The following is a 15,796-nucleotide window of genomic DNA, read 5'->3' as shown; positions in this document are numbered from 1 at the left end:
CGCCCCCGCCCGGTTGACGGAACCCACCCCTGGACGCAGACTATGCCTCGGGCGTAAGTAAAACAACGTAGTCGCAACAAGGATTTGCTTCGAGAATGGCGAGAAATTCGAGAGGCCCCAAAGGCTTGCTGCACCGCCTTACGCACAGTGAGCTGGCCCCCGGTCTCGTGCTCATCGGCTGCTCGATCCTGGCCATGCTGCTCGCCAATTCTCCGCTGGCGCAGGCGTGGCACGGTCTGTGGCACCATGCCCTGCCGCTGCCTCCGGCGCTGTTGCCAGCCGCGCCGCTCGATACGTTGCACGGCTGGATCAACGATGGCCTGATGGCGATCTTCTTTTTCGTCGTTGGTCTTGAAATAAAAAGGGAAATTCTGATTGGGGAGCTGTCGCACGCGGATGCGAGGCGCCTGCCGGTGGTCGCCGCCTTGATGGGCATGGCTGTGCCTGCGCTGGTCTACCTCGCCATTGCCGGGGGCGATCCCATGCTGCACCGCGGATGGGCCATTCCAGCCGCCACCGACATTGCATTTGCCGTTGGCGTCCTTGCGCTCGTCGGACGCGGGCTGCCCCCATCGATCCGCCTGTTCCTGCTCACGGTAGCCATCGTCGATGATCTCGGCGCCGTCGTAGTGATCGCCGTGTTCTATACCGCAGGGCTTTCGCTGCCTTGGCTCGGCGCGGCGACGGCAGTCCTGGCAGTGCTGTTCGCGCTCAACCGATTCGGTGTGAAATCGCTTGTCCCCTACCTGCTCGGGACGGTGGTGCTGTGGCTGGCGGTGCTGCAGTCCGGTGTCCACGCCACCATTGCCGGCGTACTGGCCGCGCTTACCGTGCCGCTGGCGCTCGACAGCCGCGGAGACAGCCCGCTGCTGCGGCTGGAACATGCGCTCGTTCCGGTCAACGGCTTGGTCATCGTGCCGCTGTTCGGCCTTGCCAACGCGGGGGTTTCGCTGGGTGACGCGGGCGGCTTCGGTGCGCTGCCCTTGGCCATCGCGGCGGGGCTCCTGCTGGGCAAGCAGGCGGGTATCCTGCTCGCGGTGCTGGGGTGTGAACGGCTCGGCATTGCCGTCCGCCCTGCAGGGGCCAGCTTCGGCCAGCTCTGGGGCATGGCCCTGCTCTGCGGCATCGGCTTCACCATGTCGCTGTTCATCGCCGGGCTCGCCTTCCCGGCCGATCCCCATCTCGTCGAACAGGCCAAGCTGGGAATCCTCGCCGGATCCTTGCTTTCCGCCCTGGCCGGCGCCGCAGCGATCAATTTTTACAATTTTAAATCAATATATTAGAAAAACACACCATGCCTCACATGGGTAAAGTTCCTAAACTTACCCGCCCCCCGGCCCCCACCCGCAACTCCACCTTTTCCAGCCCTCCGGGCCCCTCCAGCTTCACTGCCAGGTCGGGTCCGGCGCAGTGGGCTTTTCCTGTCAGGGGAAGGGGGCCGGTCGGGGTGGCAATGCTGAACCGCACCATGCCCGATGCCGCCACGCAGCGCCCATCGGCATAGCGGACGGTCAGGTCGGTCAGCTCTGCCTCGGTCACGCCCTCAACCCCGCCCGGCAGCGGCAGCGTGCCTGTCAGGCCGGTGACGCTGCCGGGGCTGACGCGGCCGTGCAGGTTGGGCGCGGAGAGCCACAGCCCGCCCCACGGCAGCACCCCGGCCCGCGCATAGGGCAGCGCCACCGGGCCAAAACGCAGGTCATAGACCTCGCCCCAAAGGGCCGGCCCCTGCACATCCCGCGCCGCCAGCCCGGGGATCGCGGCCAGGGCCAGGCGGAGCGGGAAGCAGAGGACGAGGGACGCGAAGAACAGCCCCGCCAGCGCCGCCCGCGCCCGCAGCGGCAGGCCGCGCAGACGCACGAGGACGAGCCGCCCGATCACCGCGCTGGCCTGCGCAGCGTGACGCTGACCGCCACGGTGCCCGATGGCGAGGGCGAGACGGTGAGCGCATCGACCACCAGCCCTTGCGCGCCCAGCGCATCGAGCCAGCCGAGCACCGCAGCCGCCGGCGCGGCTGGCACGACAACCTGTGCCTCCCCCTCTCCGCGCGGCTGGTTGGACTGCAGCACAAGGCCTGCCTGCTCGGCACTGGTGGCCACCAGCCGATCGACCGGCCCGGAAGCGGCCTTGCGCACGGGCGGGGCGTCCAGATCGCGCATCGCCGCGATCAGCCGCCCGGCCCGCACCGTGGCCTCGGCATGGCGGGCATCGGCGGCGTCAAAGGCATGGCCCACGGGCAGGACCACGCCATAGACCAGGACGACCAGCCCGGTCAGCGTGGCCGCCACGCCGATCAGCACCCGTTCCCGCCGGGTCATCGCGTCATAGCGCTTGAGCAGCGATCCGTTCATGGCGCGCGCACCGTGATTGCGGCAACGATCGCGCCAGTGGGATCGGGGGCGAGCGAGGGTGGCACGGTGACCTTCCAGCCCGCCTGCTGCAACGCCACGAGCACCGCGTTGATGTCCTCTGGCCGGGGGGCGGCTGCGGTGAAGCGCAGGGTGCCGTCCGCCGCATAGCCGAGATCGCGCAGGGCCACGCCGGGCGCGCCGCGCAAGCCATCGAGCAGCGCCGCCGTCGGTGCACCGAAGCCCGAAGCCCCGGTTCCGCGCCGCACCAGCTCGGCCGCGACCACGCGCTCGGCACTGTCAACATCCGTCACCGTGGGGAACCGCACCTGCACCGCCGCAAGGGCCAGCGCCTCCTGCCGCGAGGCTTCGTGGTTCCAGCGCACGATCCAGACCAGCAGCACCGCCAGCGCCAGCAGCGCCGCACATGCCGCCATGCGGGCAAGGCTACGCCAGTCAGGGAGGGCGAGGAAGGAGACGCGGGCGCGGGCATAGACGCCCTGCCGCAGATCGAGCGGCGGGGCGGCCTGCACGGCGGCAAGGCGCGCAGCGAGCGCGGCATCGTCGAGCGTCTGCGCCGCACCGGCATCGGTCAGCGCAGCGAGCAACGCGTCCTCGGCAGCGAAGGCGGCATCGGGCGTGCGGGCAAGGTGCTGCCCGGCAAGGTCGGCCAGCATGGTTCCTGCACCGGGGCCGGCATCGGGGCGCGGCAGGACCAACGCGGCGGGGACCAGCGCGGCATCAGGCAGGCCGGCCGCGGCGCACGCGGCGAGCCATGCGTCCATATCGACCGGGGCGACGCGGGCGACGAGCAGGCGGACACCATCGGCCGCGACCGCGACGTGTGGGGCCTGCCCGCCAAGCTGGCGCTCCGACTCGGCCAGGCGAGCGGCGGCGAGCGCCTGCGGCACGGGCAGGCCCGGCATCGGGCGGTCCAGCACCGGGGAGAGCGCGGCAGGCACGAGCACGGTGGCGGGGCCTTCGACCGCGGGCGGCAGGTCCCCTTCTTCCATTGACCACAGAGCACCCTCGCCCACGCGCCACCAGCGCCACTGCGCCCCGGCCGCAGCGGGGGCCAGCGCAATCAGGCCGGTAGAAGGAGGGGAAGCGGCAGCCATCGTCGTCGCCTATCTGGCGTCAGCATAGATGTCTGCGGCGAGGTCTGACCCGCCGGGCTGGCCATCGGAGCCGAGCGAGAAGATTTCGAACGGGCGGCCATCGCGGCCCGGCATCTGGTATTGATAGGGATGGCCCCACGGATCGTTGGGCAGGTCCTTTACATAGCCGCCGGCGCGGTAGTTCTGCGGCATGGCGAGATTGGCAGGCGCAGTGCGCAGCGCCGAAAGGCCCTGCCCCTGATCGGGATAGGTCGCCTGATCGAGCCGGTACATTTCCATCGCCTGGCTGAGCGTGGCGATATCGCTGCGCGCCTTGACCACCATGGCCTTGTCCTGGCTGGGCAGCACGTTGATCAGCACCACGGTGGCGAGCAGGCCGATGATGAAGATCACCACCATCAGTTCGATCAGGCTGAAGCCGTTGGGCGCAGGGCGGGCCTTGCGCATGGGTGCTCTGGATTGCTTCGTCGCTGCGCTCCTCGCAATGACGAAGTGGGGGGGAACGGCATGCGCCTCCTCGCCATGGCGGTCGATGGGCTGCGCGGGGTGGGTCATGGTCACAATCCGGTGAGGTTCTGGAGCTGCAGGATGGGCAGCAGGATGGCGAGGATGATGAGGGCGACGAGGGCGCCCATGACAATGATGATCGCGGGTTCGAGCATGGCCATGGCGGCGCTTGTGAAGGCTTCGAATTCGCGTTCCAGGTAGTCCGCCGCGCGTTCCAGCATCGGGCCGAGCTGGCCTGCCGCCTCGCCGCTGGCCGCGAGATAGACCAGCAACGGAGGAAAGGTATCGGCTTCGCGCAGGGCGGAGGAGAGCGAGCCGCCTGCGCGGACCTTTTCGGTGATCGCCTCAAGCGCGGCGCGCTGCACGCGGTTGGACACCGTCCGGCTGGACAGGCGCAGGCCATCGACCAACGGCAGGCGCGCCTCGATCATGGTGGCGAGCGTGCGGGCGAGCGCGGCGGCGTGCATGTCTCGCACCAGTCGCCCTATGAAGGGGAGGCGCAGGACGAGCCGATCGCGGCGCTGGCGGAACACTTCATCGCGCAAGGCGCGCAGATAGCCGAACACCGCAAGCGCGAGGCCGAGCAACAGCGCCCACCACCAGACCGAAAGGAACTGCGAAACGCCGATCACCGCGCGGGTGAGCAGGGGCAGCTGGTGGCTGGCATTGTCAAACTGTTCGACCACGCGTGGCACGACCGAGACCATCAGGCCGGTGACGACGGCGATGGCGACGAGCGCGAGCACGATGGGATAGGCGAGCGCGGCGACGATCTTGCCCCGCACCTGCGCCTGCTTTTCCAGCAGATCGGCCAGGCGATTGGCGATGCCAGGCAGGCTGCCGCTGTTTTCGCCCGCGGCGATCATGGCGCGGTAGATCGGCGGGAAGCTTGGTTCGGCCCGACGCATCGCCTCTGCCAGAGGCAGGCCTTCGAGCACGGCACCGTGGACTTCACCGAGGATCACCCGCGCCTTGGGCTTTTCGGTCTGGCGCGAAATGGTGCGCAGCGCCTCTTCCAACGGGCTGACCGTGACCAGCGAAGCAAGCTGGCGGGTGAACAGCGCGAGCTGCTTTGCCGACAGGCGGGGCGCGAGCAGAGGAATGCTGGCAGTGGTGGTGTGCGCGGCCCGGCGAGCCGAGACGGCGGCATCTGGGGTGACGCGCACCACATGCCACTGGCGCGCGGCGAGCTTGCCATGCGCCTCGCTTTCGCCCGCGGCTTCGATGGCGCCGCGGCGTTCATGCCCCTTGGGGTCTATGGCGAGGTATTCGTAGCGGGCCATCAGTTTGAGGCCTGCGGCATGGTTTGCGGTGGAGAGCCCGCACCCCCAACCTTCTCCCCTGTCCCTCGACAGGCTCGGGATGCGCGGAGGGCTGGGGCTGCAAGGAGGGCCGTCCCTGTTTCCGGGTGGTAGGGTGGCGTGCTGACCGAGCCGTGGAACCCCCACCCCAACCCCTCCCCGACGGGGAGGGGCTTATGGCAGGACGCCAGAAAGGGGACTGTCCCTGATTCTGCGGCGACCATCACGCGTCCTCCCGGCGGAGGATGCGGGCGGCTTCTTCTGGGCTGGTGAGGCCTTCGCGAACGAGGCGGCGGGCCGCCTTGGCCAACCGGGGGCTGTCAGCAAAGGCGTGTCGGGCGATGGCCACTTCGTCGGCGTTATCGTGGATCATCTGGCGCATGGCTTCATCCACGCGCAGCGCTTCATAGACGCCGATGCGGCCGACATAGCCGGTGTGGGCGCATTGGGGGCAGCCAGTGGCCTTGAACACCGGACGGACGGGCTTCATGCCGATGGCGGCGGCCATGCCGGGATCGATAGCGTGTTCGCGCCGGCAGTGCGGGCAGAGGCGGCGGACGAGGCGCTGGGCAATCACCGCGCGCAGGGTGGAGGCGAGGAGGAAGGGTTCCACGCCCATGTCCCGCATCCGGGTGATGGCACCGGCGGCATCGTTGGTGTGGACGGTAGAGAGCACGAGGTGGCCAGTGAGCGAGGCCTGCACCGCAATATCGGCGGTTTCGCGATCGCGGATTTCCCCGACCATGACCACATCGGGATCCTGCCGCAGGATGGCGCGCAGGCCGGCGGCAAAGCTGAGACCGACCTTGGGATTGACCTGGGTCTGGCCGATGCCGTCGACCGCATATTCAACCGGGTCTTCCACCGTGAGGATGTTGCGCTGGCCATCGTTGAGCAGGCGCAGCGCGGCATAGAGCGTGGTGGTCTTGCCCGAGCCGGTGGGGCCGGTGACGAGGACGATACCGTTGGGTTCGGCAATGGCGCGGGTGAGCACGTCCGCCGCTTTGTCGGAAAGGCCAAGATGGGCGAGATCGAGCCCGGCGTTTTCCTTGTCCAGCAGGCGCAGCACGACACGTTCGCCCGTGCGGGCGGGAAGCGTGGAGACGCGCACGTCGACCAGGCGGCCGCCAAGGCTGAGGGTGATGCGCCCATCCTGCGGCACGCGGCGTTCGGCGATGTCGAGCCGGGCCATGACCTTGATGCGGCTGACCAGCACCGGCGCGACATGCGGCGGCATGCGCAGCTTTTCGGCGAGCACGCCATCCACCCGCATCCGCACGACGAGCGCCTGTTCATAGGGCTCCACATGAATGTCGGACACGCCCTGGCGCAGCCCTTCGGCGATGAGGCCGTTGATCAGGCGGATGGCGGGGGCATCGTCAGCGCTGTCAAGCAGGTCTTCGGCGCTGGGCAGGCCGGTGGCGAGCGGATCGAGGCCGTCGCCGATGCCCATTTCTCCCGCCAATGCCGCAGCGCTGCCATCGACGGCGTAGGCTTCAGCCAGCAGCTTTTCGAACTCGGGCGCAGTGACGCGGCGGGTGGCGAGCGGGCGGCCGAGCAGGCGGCGCAGATCGAGCAGGAGGAGCGGATCGGCGCCTTCGCGCATGGCGAGCGTGGCGGTTTCCCCAAGACTTTCGACGAGATAGCCGGTGTCTCGCGCTTGGGCATAAGGCAGCAAGGGAGTGGACGCAGGCGCGATTGCAACAGGAATTGCCCCGGCGAAATCGACGCCGGGGGCTATTGCAGGTTCGGGGGGAAGGCCTGCGCTCGCCATGGCTTCAGGGCTGCGCGGGAGCGGCAGGCTTGGGCGCGATCACGGTGTCACCGGCGGCGGGCTGGACCGGCGTGGCGGGCAGAGTGGCGCCGAGGTAATCCACGATCAGTTCGTCGATGCCGGGTTCGTGCTTGGGGTCATAGGCGACCTGGGCATCGCGGATCACGCCATAGCGGCGCGCGGTGAGCGCGGCGCGATCGGCCCCGTTGCGCATGATCGTGGGGCGGATGAAGACCATCAGGTTGGTCTTCACGTGGCTCTTGCCGCGCGACTTGAACAGTTCGCCCAGCAGCGGGATGTTGCCGAGCAGGGGCACCTTTTCGATGGTGCGGCGCTCGTTGTCGTCAAGCAGGCCGCCCAGCACCACGATCTCGCCATCGCCGACGGTAACCGTGGTCTTGATCTCGCGCTTGTTGATGATGAGTTCGCTGTTCGAGGACGAGACCGGGCCGGCGATGGAGGAAACCTGCTGACGCAGGTCGAGCCGGACCTGGTCCCCTGCGTTGATCTGCGGCGTGACGTCGAGCTCGATGCCCACGTTCTGGCGCTGGATGGTGCGGAACGTGTTATTGAAATTGGCCTGCGACAGTGCCTCGCCCGTGGCCACCGGGATTTCCTGCCCGAAGAGGATCGAGGCGGGAACGTTATTGTTGGTGGTGATGTGCGGCGTGGACAGGATGTTGGAATTGCTGTCGGACTGCACCGCATTGATCAGCGCGCCGAAGAAGCGGTTCTTGCCAATATCGGTGGCGAACCCGCCGAAGCCGCCCTGCGCGCCAAGGATGGCGCGGGCTGCGTTCTGGCGCAGCAGGTCTCCGGTGGCGGAATTGGTGGTGGTGGTGACGGTGCTGCCGTTGATGACGGTGGTGGTCTGGTCGATCTTGTCGGCATAGAGGCCACCCGCGACATCGAGGATGTTGGGCGCGACGTTCGAGAAATTAGTGACGGCGAAGGGAATGTCCTTGCCGCCGAGCAGCATCTGGACGCCCAGCCTGCGCGCGACGCTGTCGGAAATCTCGACGATGATCGCTTCGACCAGCACTTGTTCCTGCGGGATATCGAGCTGGCGGACCAGTTCGGTGAGGCGGCGCTGTTCGTCGGCGGGGGCGGCGATGATCACCGCGTTGGCGCCGGGATAGCGGGTGATGGTGGCGGTGCCCCGCCCGCCTTCAAGCTTGATCGGCCCATTGCCGAGACCGCCGCTGGTGGCGCCGGTGGGGTTGGTGCCCGTGGTGCCGGCGGCGGCGGCGCCCGCGGGCTGCGTGCTGCCCAGCGTGCCGGCGGAAGAGCTGGCATTGCCGCCGACACCGCCGAGCGAGACCGGGGCCTGCGAACCGGAGGCAACCTCGCCGCCGCCGGTGCCGCCGACGAGGCGTTCGAGCACGGGGACGAGCACGGCGGCGTCGGCATAATCGAGCCAGAGCACCTTGATCTCGCCCCCCAGCGCGGCGCGCGCATCGAGCTGGCGGGCCATGGCGGCGAGCTTGCCCAGGATGGCGGCGTCGCCACGCATGAGGACGGCGTTGGCGCTGTCCACGGCAACGACGCTGGCGAGGGTACGCCCGCCTTCGCCCGCAGCGGGGATGAGCTGGGTGAGCGCAGTGGCGATCTCGCGCGCGCCGGCGTGTTCGAGGATCACGGTCTGGGTGGAAGCCTGATCGCGATCGATGTCGGCCAGCAGCGCGCGGATGCGGCGGATGTTGTCGGCGTAATCGACGATGACCAGCGAGTTGCCCGCCTGGTTGCCGGTGAGCGAGCCTTCCTTGCTGACCAGCGGGCGCAGGGTTTCCACCGCCTGGGCCGCGCCAATGGTCTTCAGGCGGACGATTTCGGTGACCATCTGGTTGGCGGCGGCGCCGCGGCTGCCGATGCGGGTGGGCTGGCTGGCCGCGCCATCGACCGGCTGGATGCGGAAAGCGCCGTTTGTGGTGGGCACGGCGACGAGGCCGTTGGCGCGCAGGGTGGAGAGGAACACCTCGAAGTATTCGGAGCGCGAGAGGGTGCGGTCGGACACCACGGAGACCTTACCCTGCACCCGCGCATCGACGATGAAGGTGCGCCCGGTGACTTCGGCGGCATCGGCGATGAAGGCGCGGATATCCGCCTCGCGCACGTTGAGCGTGTATTGCGCGAGCGCGACATGCGGCGTGGCGAGCGCCAGCGCGGCGGAAACGATGAAAAGCGTGCGGAGGTTCATGGCGCCAGCGAAATTGCTAGGGGAAGGTTGCGGTTGCCGCGACGAACGGTGACCGCGATCGAGGCGCCGGGGCGCAGCTGCGCGGCCAGCTGCGCAGCGTCGGCCGGGCCGGAGATGGGGCGACCGGCGACGGTGGTGACGACATCGCCGGGCTGGAACCCGGCGGCGCGGAAGGCGGCGCCATCGCCCTGGGGCATGACTTCGAGCCCGACCACGCGCCCGCCTTCGCCGCGAGGGCCGAAGCCGATGCCGCGACGGACGGCGTCAACGGTGAGTGCGGCATCAGGGCCATTGGCGGCCGCAGGTGCGGCGACGGGGTTTTCAGCAACGATGCCGTCGGCGCTGGGGGCGGCGTCGGACTGATCGATATAGAGCATCTCGTGCGCGCCGTTGCGGGTGAGTTCGACGTGATCGAAGGCGACGGCAGTGAGGGTGACGCCGGGCTGCACCTCGGTTCCGGTGCGATAGACCTGCTGCACGCCGTCGGCCCCGGCGATGATCGCGCTGCCCTGCCCGCCCGCACTTGCGCGGGTGGCGAAGAGGGTGAGCGTGAGGGAGGTGACTGCGCCGCCGCCCGAGCCGGCCGCCGCAGGGGCCGTGCCGCGATTGAAGGGATCGACCGAAGCGAACAGCGTGGCGCGCTGCGCAGGGGGAATTACGCGGACGGTGGCGGGCGTCCAGTTTCCGAGCGGGGATACGGGGGTGACTAGCGACCAGACCAGCGCGGCGGCAAGCAGCCCGTTGACCGCAGCGAGAAGCCACCACAGCAGGGCGTGCAGCGAGGGAGCCCGCGCCGTTGCCGGCAGGGCGAACCCGCGAATGCTGCCAAAACCTTCAAGCCAAGCCAATGCCGCCGATGCTCCCTCCAGGCGCGCCCGATTCCGCGCCCGCCTACGGGGGAAGCCATAACAAGCAGTGGTGGAATTACAAACTGCGAGGGCGCGTATCAGCCCGTATCAGGCGGCGTTGGCCCCGTTCGCCGGATCGACCGCGCCGCGCGCTTCGGCGCGGCCCGGCTCTTCGCATTCACCCAGGCGGGATTCCAGCAGACGCTGCGCCACATCGGGCGCACCGGCGGCAATCACGGATTGCGACAGAGTGCGGGTTTCCCGCGCAATCGCGTCGGTTTCAGGCGTTGCCGAGCGCGCCGCCCAATCGGCCTGGCGCTGGCGGAACCACTGCGCATCGGCGGCATCGGCCGCCGAAGGCGTGCCGCTTTCCAGCATGGCCGCAACCACCGCATTGGCCGCGGCGCAGCGCACAGCATGGTCCGCAGGCGCCATCGAGGCGACGGGAAGGTTAACGGCGAGCGCAGATGCGAGGATGAGCGTGATCATGTTTTCGTGATGCACCAGCGGGTTGGGGCCTGTCCACGCGGTTAACCACGGATGTGCAGGAGCGTTCCGGAGCGGGACAGGAGGTGTGGCGGGATGTTAACAGGCGTTGCGCTTGGTCATCCCCGGCCAGTTCGGGCTGGGCCGCTTGCGACCCGGGCCAGCGCTGGATGGCCAGCGTTGGATGAGGGGTGAACTTGCGCGGACGCGTCGCAGCGGGCAGAGGTCTGGCATGTTCGCCCGCCTGCCCGCTCCGCTCCACCGTCTTGCGCTGAAGCTGGCGCATGCCATGCGGTTGCGGGTGTGGGGGTGGCTGCGGCTGGAGGTGCGCGGGACCAATGCGCTGGTGTTCGACCGCGAAGGGCGAGTGCTGCTGGTGCGGCATTCGTACCACCTGAGCACGCAATGGATGTTTCCCGGCGGAGGACTTGCTCGCGGCGAAGACCCGATGCAGACCGCGACGCGCGAGGTGCGCGAGGAGACGGGGTGCCGGTTGCAGGACGCGGTGTGGTTTGACACAGTGCTGCGCCAGTTTCCTTCGGGATGGACCAACCGGATCGAGCTGATCGCCGGAACCACCGACGACATGCCGCGCGTGGACGGGCGCGAACTGGAGGAAGCGGCGTTCTTTGCGCTGAACGCGCTGCCGGACGGAGCCAACGCGGCGACGCGCGATTCGATTGCCCGGTGGCAGGGGTGGCGGGCCTCAAAAGGGTAATTCGGCCTGCAATGCGGGTGCGGCGGGCGCGGTGCGATTGGGCTCCTCCCCTTCCAGCGCGGAAAGGGTGAGGCCCATCAAGCGTATCGGTTGCGGCAGGGGCAGCACGGCATCGAGCAGATCCCGCCCGGCTTGTGCGAAGGCGGTCTTGTCAGCCACCGGCTGCGCGAAGGAACGAGCGCGGGTCATCGTGCGAAAATCGCTGGACTTCAGCTTGAGCGTGACAGTGCGCCCCTTTGCCCCGCTGCGTTCGATGCGGTCCCACACGATGTCGATAATGTGTTCCAGCGTATCGCGCAGCGTGGCGCCGGCGGAGATATCGCGTTCGAAAGTGCGTTCACCGCCCACCGATTTGCGCGGACGGTCGACGCGGACCTGGCGCAGGTCTATGCCCCGCGCGGCACGGTAGAGATAGTCGGCCAGGCTGCCGAAATGTTCGCGCAGGAAGGGCAGGTCGCGCAGGCGCAGGTCAGCCCCGGTGTGGATGCCGAGCGCGGCCATCTTTTCCGCGCCGCGCGGGCCGACGCCGTGGAAGCGCTTCACCGGAAGGCCGGCAACGAAGGAGGCCCCTTCCCCCGGCCGGATCACGCACAGGCCATCGGGCTTGTTCTGGTCGCTGGCGAGCTTTGCCAGGAACTTGTTGTAGGACACGCCGGCGCTGGCGGTGAGGCCGGTTTCGGCACGGATGCGGGCACGGATCAGTTCGGCAATGCGCGTGGCCGAGCCGATGCCGCGCAAGTCTGCGGTTACATCGAGATAGGCTTCATCGAGCGAGAGCGGTTCGACGTGGGGCGTATAATCGAGGAAAATGGCACGAATCTGCTGGCTGACCGACTTGTAGACATCGAAACGCGGACGACGGAAGATCAGATCAGGACAGAGGCGCGCGGCGGTGACCGAAGGCATGGCCGAGCGCACGCCGAATCTGCGCGCCTCGTAACTGGCGGCGGCGACCACGCCCCGTCCGGCTGAGCCTCCGACCGCCACCGGCTTTCCACGCAACGAAACATCATCGCGCTGTTCAACACTGGCGAAGAAGGCATCCATATCGACGTGGATGATCTTGCGCAGGCCGGTGCCGGCTTCGTCCGCGTCATCCTGCCGGTCTTCATCCCGCTCCATGGCAACATGATAACCTGTTTCGCATTGCAACATAAAGGGTTGGGATCATGAATGAAGCCTGCTTATAGGGCCGACATGCCTTCCTCCCCGAAACATGGCAGCGGGCCCGCGATGGGTCGCGCGGAGTTCGTCGCACTGATGGCGATGACAATGGCACTGCAGGCGCTGGCGATCGACGCGATGCTGCCTGCGCTTGGCGAAATCGCCCGCGACCTCCACGTAACCGATCCAAACCGCAGGCAGCTGGTTGTGGGGGTGTTCCTGATTTCGGCGGGATTTGGCGCACTGATCCCCGGTGCGCTGGCCGATCGATATGGGCGCAGGCCGGTGCTCCTGGGCAGCCTGATACTGTATGTGGCGCTGTCAGCGGCATGCGCGTTGGCGCCCACCTTCAATGCGCTGCTGGTGCTGCGCGCGGTGCAAGCGGTGGGCAGCGCGGGTCTGGCGGTGCTGCCCAGCGCGATCATCCGCGATCGGCACGAAGGCGATGCAATGGCACGGCTGATGTCAACCATATCAATGGTGTTCATGCTGATCCCGATGTTGGCACCGACATTGGGGCAAGCGGTCCAGCTGTTTGCAGGGTGGCGCTGGATCTTCGGCATCCTGGGGGTTATGGGCACGGGCATAGCCATATGGGTGCTGCTGCGCCTGCCCGAAACACTGCGGCCGGAATACCGACAGGAGATCATGCCGCTATCGATCGTGCGCAACATGGTGCAGGCGGCGGTGAACCGGCAGGCCTTCGGCTAAGTCTTCGGCGGAGCACTGACGTTCGGGGCCATGGTGGGGTATGTCAATTCGTCGCAGCAGTTGGTGGGCGAGCACTTTGGCGCGGGGGATTGGTTTCCGCTGATCTTTGGCGGAACCGCGTTGTGCATGGCGGTGGCAAGCTTCTTCAATTCGCGCATCGTGGAGCGGTTCGGGGCGCGACGCGTCTCCCACGCGGCGCTGCTGGCCTATATCTGCATCAGCCTGCTGCAGATTTCGCTGGCCAGCCAGGAGCACGAAGCGCTGTGGCAGTTCATGCCGGCGATGGCACTGAACATGTGCATGGTGGGCTTCATAGGCGCAAACTTCGGTTCGATCTCGTTGCAGCCATTCGAGCGGACCGCCGGGGCGGCAAGTTCGGTGCAGGCATTCCTGCGCATGGTGATCGGCGCAGGTCTGGGCATTGTGATCGGTCAGGCCTTCGACGGCACGGCCATGCCACTGGCGCGAGCGTTCCTGATCTGCGGGGTAGTCACGCTGCTGCTTGTGCTGTTCAGCGAAAAGGGCCGGCTGTTCCGCCGGCTGTATCCGCCAGGATCGCCCCGGCCGATGATGGAACTGCACTAACCGGTCTACCGCACTGATCAGGCGGCGGCATTGTCACTAATGGCCAGGGCGATGGCAGCCGGTTCGGGATAGCCGAAGTGGTAGCCTTGCATCAGGTGGATGCCGAGGGCGCGGGCAGCCTCTGCCTGCGAAACGGTCTCCACGCCTTCAGCGGTGCAGACGATGCCCAGTTGCCACGCCAGCGCCACGATCATGCCCGCCACGGCACGGGCGCCCGGATCATCGGGAAGCGCCGCGGCCAGGGCGCGATCGAGCTTCACGTAATCCAGCGGCAGGTCCCGCAGGTGCGACAGGCCCGACCAGCCCGCGCCGAAATCATCGAGCGCCAGGCGGAAACCGGCATCGCGGAAGCGCTGCAGTTGCGCGGCGGCGCGCACCGGATCGACCAGGAGCGCGCGTTCGGTGACTTCAAGAATGATGGCGGTGGAGCTTTCCCCTTCGGCCTCTACCACCGCAGCAAGCGCCTCAACCGTGCCTTCGCGCATGAGATCGCGGGGCGAAAGGTTGATCGCGAGCAGCAGGCCTTTGCTCGTGGGGCGGCATTCCTGCAACGCGCGGGCAAGGACGAGGCGGGTCAATTCGCCCGAGCGCCCGGTGGCGTCGGCCATCGACAGAAAGCTGGCGGGGGATTGCCAGTTTATCCCGTCGGGCGACCAGCGGGCAAGCGCCTCAAACCCCACGGTGCGACCTTCGCTCTGATCGAAGATCGGCTGGTAGAGCAGGCGCAGGCGGTCTTCGAGCAGGCAATCGTTGAAGCGGCGGGTGGTGGCGATACGCTGCTGCAGCAGGCGTTCATCCTCCATGCCGAACAGGCAGACCGCCCCATCGCCCATTGCCTTCGCCTTGTAGAGCGCGGCGTCGGCGCGTTCGAGGCAGGCGCTGGCGCTCTCCTGTCCCAAGCGGTGGACGCCGATCGAGGCGCACAGGCGCAGGGTGGCGCCGTGGTGCCCGATCGGCTGGCGAATGGCGTCGGAAAGGCGGCGGCAGGCAGCGAGCACGGCGCGCGCATCGAAGGCGGAATCGAACAGGATGGCGAATTCGTCACCCCCAAGGCGACCATGGGCGAGGACGCCCCGAGACTCGGCAATGCGGGTAGAAACCGCCCGCAGCACTGCATCGCCTGCAGCGTGGCCGTAAGTATCGTTGACATGCTTGAAGCCGTCGAGATCGGCCAAGGCGAGCCATGGACGGACACGTGCGCCGGTTTCGGCCAGCGCGTGTTCGAGCCGCACGAGAATGCCGCGGCGATTGAGCCCGCCGGTGAGCGCATCGACCGTGGCTTGGCGGAAATGCGCGGCAGCGAGCTTCGCTGCCTGCCGCTCCCGCCGGGCGAGCTGCTGACGCGAAAGTTCGAGCCGCACGAAATCGCGGTGATGGCCATGCACGATGAACAGCAGGATGGTGCTGACGCCGAGCTGGATCAGTGCGAGATAAGCTGCGCCGGGATCGCCGATCCACACGAAGAACGCGGTTGCAGGGAGCGAGTAGACCAACGCCAGCGCCAGCGAGGTGCGGGGGGCGTGGCCGACGCCGAGGATGCCGGTGAACATGGTAACGGCCAGCACGAACTGAGAAAGGCCGCGCTGATCGGCATTGCCGTGGCCATAAAGCGCGAGCGTCCAGCCGACGAAGGCGATGCCGGAGATCGCCGCCTTGAGCGCCATGCTGTCAAGATCGGCGCGCTGGCGTTCGATGGCGCGCTTCGCGACACGGTGGGGCAGCCAGTAGAGCGCGCGGGCGAAGGCATAACAGGCCAGGCCAAGGCCCCCAGCGAGCAGCACCGGCGGCGCGCTTTCACGAAAGCGGGCGACAAGCAGCGCGAGATCGAAGACGACGACGAGATAGAGCAGCGGCATGCGCTGCGACAGGCTATCGACATAAGCGCGGGTGAAATCGTCGCCGCGCCTTTGGGTCCAGGCGCGACCGGCACCACTGGACAGGCCCTGCACTGTGCGGCGCAGCCAGCCGCGCAGGCGCAAGTGGCGCACCCGCGACGTGGTGATGATCGGATTCCCGTCCATCCTGCCGGTCTAGGCCGGGAG

At 67.9% G+C, this 15,796-nt stretch carries 15 protein-coding genes; 4 read left to right on the top strand and 11 right to left on the bottom strand.

The annotated features are described in order from the left end of the window. Nucleotides 1-125 precede the first annotated feature (125 nt). Nucleotides 126-1,283, top strand: coding sequence for a Na+/H+ antiporter NhaA (gene nhaA, locus POM99_RS05830; protein ID WP_277275919.1), 1,158 nt, complete (start codon nt 126-128; stop codon nt 1,281-1,283). A gap of 16 nt (nt 1,284-1,299) precedes the next feature. On the opposite strand, the gene POM99_RS05825 is transcribed toward nhaA, so the two are convergent. From POM99_RS05825 to POM99_RS05785, 9 genes are all read right to left on the bottom strand, one after another. Beyond that, nucleotides 1,300-1,878, bottom strand: coding sequence for a hypothetical protein (locus tag POM99_RS05825; RefSeq protein WP_277275918.1), 579 nt, complete (start codon nt 1,876-1,878; stop codon nt 1,300-1,302). Next, on the bottom strand, nt 1,875-2,348 hold the full coding sequence (gspM, locus tag POM99_RS05820; protein ID WP_277275917.1) for a type II secretion system protein GspM: 474 nt from the start codon (nt 2,346-2,348) through the stop codon (nt 1,875-1,877). The genes POM99_RS05825 and gspM overlap by 4 nt, the downstream gene beginning before the upstream one ends. Then, nucleotides 2,345-3,463 carry a type II secretion system protein GspL gene (gene gspL / locus POM99_RS05815; RefSeq protein ID WP_277275916.1) on the bottom strand — a complete coding sequence of 373 codons (1,119 nt, stop codon included), beginning with the start codon at nt 3,461-3,463 and terminating at the stop codon, nt 2,345-2,347. The genes gspM and gspL overlap by 4 nt, the downstream gene beginning before the upstream one ends. 9 nt (nt 3,464-3,472) lie before the next feature. After that, nucleotides 3,473-3,910, bottom strand: coding sequence for a type II secretion system major pseudopilin GspG (gene gspG, locus POM99_RS05810; protein ID WP_277275915.1), 438 nt, complete (start codon nt 3,908-3,910; stop codon nt 3,473-3,475). 110 nt (nt 3,911-4,020) lie between these two features. Next, on the bottom strand, nt 4,021-5,253 hold the full coding sequence (gene gspF, locus POM99_RS05805; protein WP_277275914.1) for a type II secretion system inner membrane protein GspF: 1,233 nt from the start codon (nt 5,251-5,253) through the stop codon (nt 4,021-4,023). A gap of 241 nt (nt 5,254-5,494) precedes the next feature. After that, nucleotides 5,495-7,045 carry a type II secretion system ATPase GspE gene (gene gspE / locus POM99_RS05800; protein ID WP_277275913.1) on the bottom strand — a complete coding sequence of 517 codons (1,551 nt, stop codon included), beginning with the start codon at nt 7,043-7,045 and terminating at the stop codon, nt 5,495-5,497. 4 nt (nt 7,046-7,049) lie between these two features. Next, the gene (gspD, locus tag POM99_RS05795; RefSeq protein WP_277275912.1) at nt 7,050-9,242 is read right to left on the bottom strand and encodes a type II secretion system secretin GspD; all 2,193 of its coding nucleotides are present in this window, start codon (nt 9,240-9,242) and stop codon (nt 7,050-7,052) included. Beyond that, entirely contained in the window at nt 9,239-10,090 is an 852-nt protein-coding gene (locus POM99_RS05790) for a type II secretion system protein N (RefSeq protein WP_277275911.1), read from the bottom strand. The genes gspD and POM99_RS05790 overlap by 4 nt, the downstream gene beginning before the upstream one ends. A 108-nt stretch (nt 10,091-10,198) precedes the next feature. Further along, on the bottom strand, nt 10,199-10,579 hold the full coding sequence (locus POM99_RS05785; protein WP_277275910.1) for a hypothetical protein: 381 nt from the start codon (nt 10,577-10,579) through the stop codon (nt 10,199-10,201). Nucleotides 10,580-10,808: 229 nt separating this feature from the next. Between POM99_RS05785 and POM99_RS05780 the strand changes: the two genes are divergently transcribed. After that, nucleotides 10,809-11,294 (top strand): NUDIX domain-containing protein, encoded by a 486-nt coding sequence (locus POM99_RS05780; RefSeq protein ID WP_277275909.1) that lies wholly within the window; start codon nt 10,809-10,811, stop codon nt 11,292-11,294. Here the strand turns inward: POM99_RS05780 and dinB are convergent. Continuing rightward, a complete protein-coding gene (gene dinB, locus POM99_RS05775; RefSeq protein ID WP_277275908.1) occupies nt 11,283-12,416 on the bottom strand; it encodes a DNA polymerase IV in 1,134 nt (377 codons plus the stop codon). The genes POM99_RS05780 and dinB overlap by 12 nt on opposite strands. 111 nt (nt 12,417-12,527) lie before the next feature. On the opposite strand from dinB, the gene POM99_RS22390 reads away from it, so the two are divergent. After that, on the top strand, nt 12,528-13,169 hold the full coding sequence (locus POM99_RS22390; protein WP_313792114.1) for an MFS transporter: 642 nt from the start codon (nt 12,528-12,530) through the stop codon (nt 13,167-13,169). Between the two features lie 30 nt (nt 13,170-13,199). Beyond that, complete coding sequence (locus POM99_RS22385) at nt 13,200-13,754, top strand: MFS transporter (RefSeq protein ID WP_313792113.1); 555 nt, start codon at nt 13,200-13,202, stop codon at nt 13,752-13,754. Between the two features lie 17 nt (nt 13,755-13,771). On the opposite strand, the gene POM99_RS05765 is transcribed toward POM99_RS22385, so the two are convergent. Beyond that, nucleotides 13,772-15,775, bottom strand: a complete 2,004-nt coding sequence (locus tag POM99_RS05765) for a putative bifunctional diguanylate cyclase/phosphodiesterase (RefSeq protein ID WP_277275907.1) — start codon at nt 15,773-15,775, stop codon at nt 13,772-13,774. Nucleotides 15,776-15,796: the final 21 nt, after the last annotated feature.

This window comes from Novosphingobium cyanobacteriorum (genome assembly GCF_029436685.1).
Classification (GTDB): domain Bacteria; phylum Pseudomonadota; class Alphaproteobacteria; order Sphingomonadales; family Sphingomonadaceae; genus Novosphingobium; species Novosphingobium cyanobacteriorum.
The sequence above is the reverse complement of the archived record's forward strand: the minus strand, read 5'-3'. Positions and strand labels throughout refer to the sequence as shown.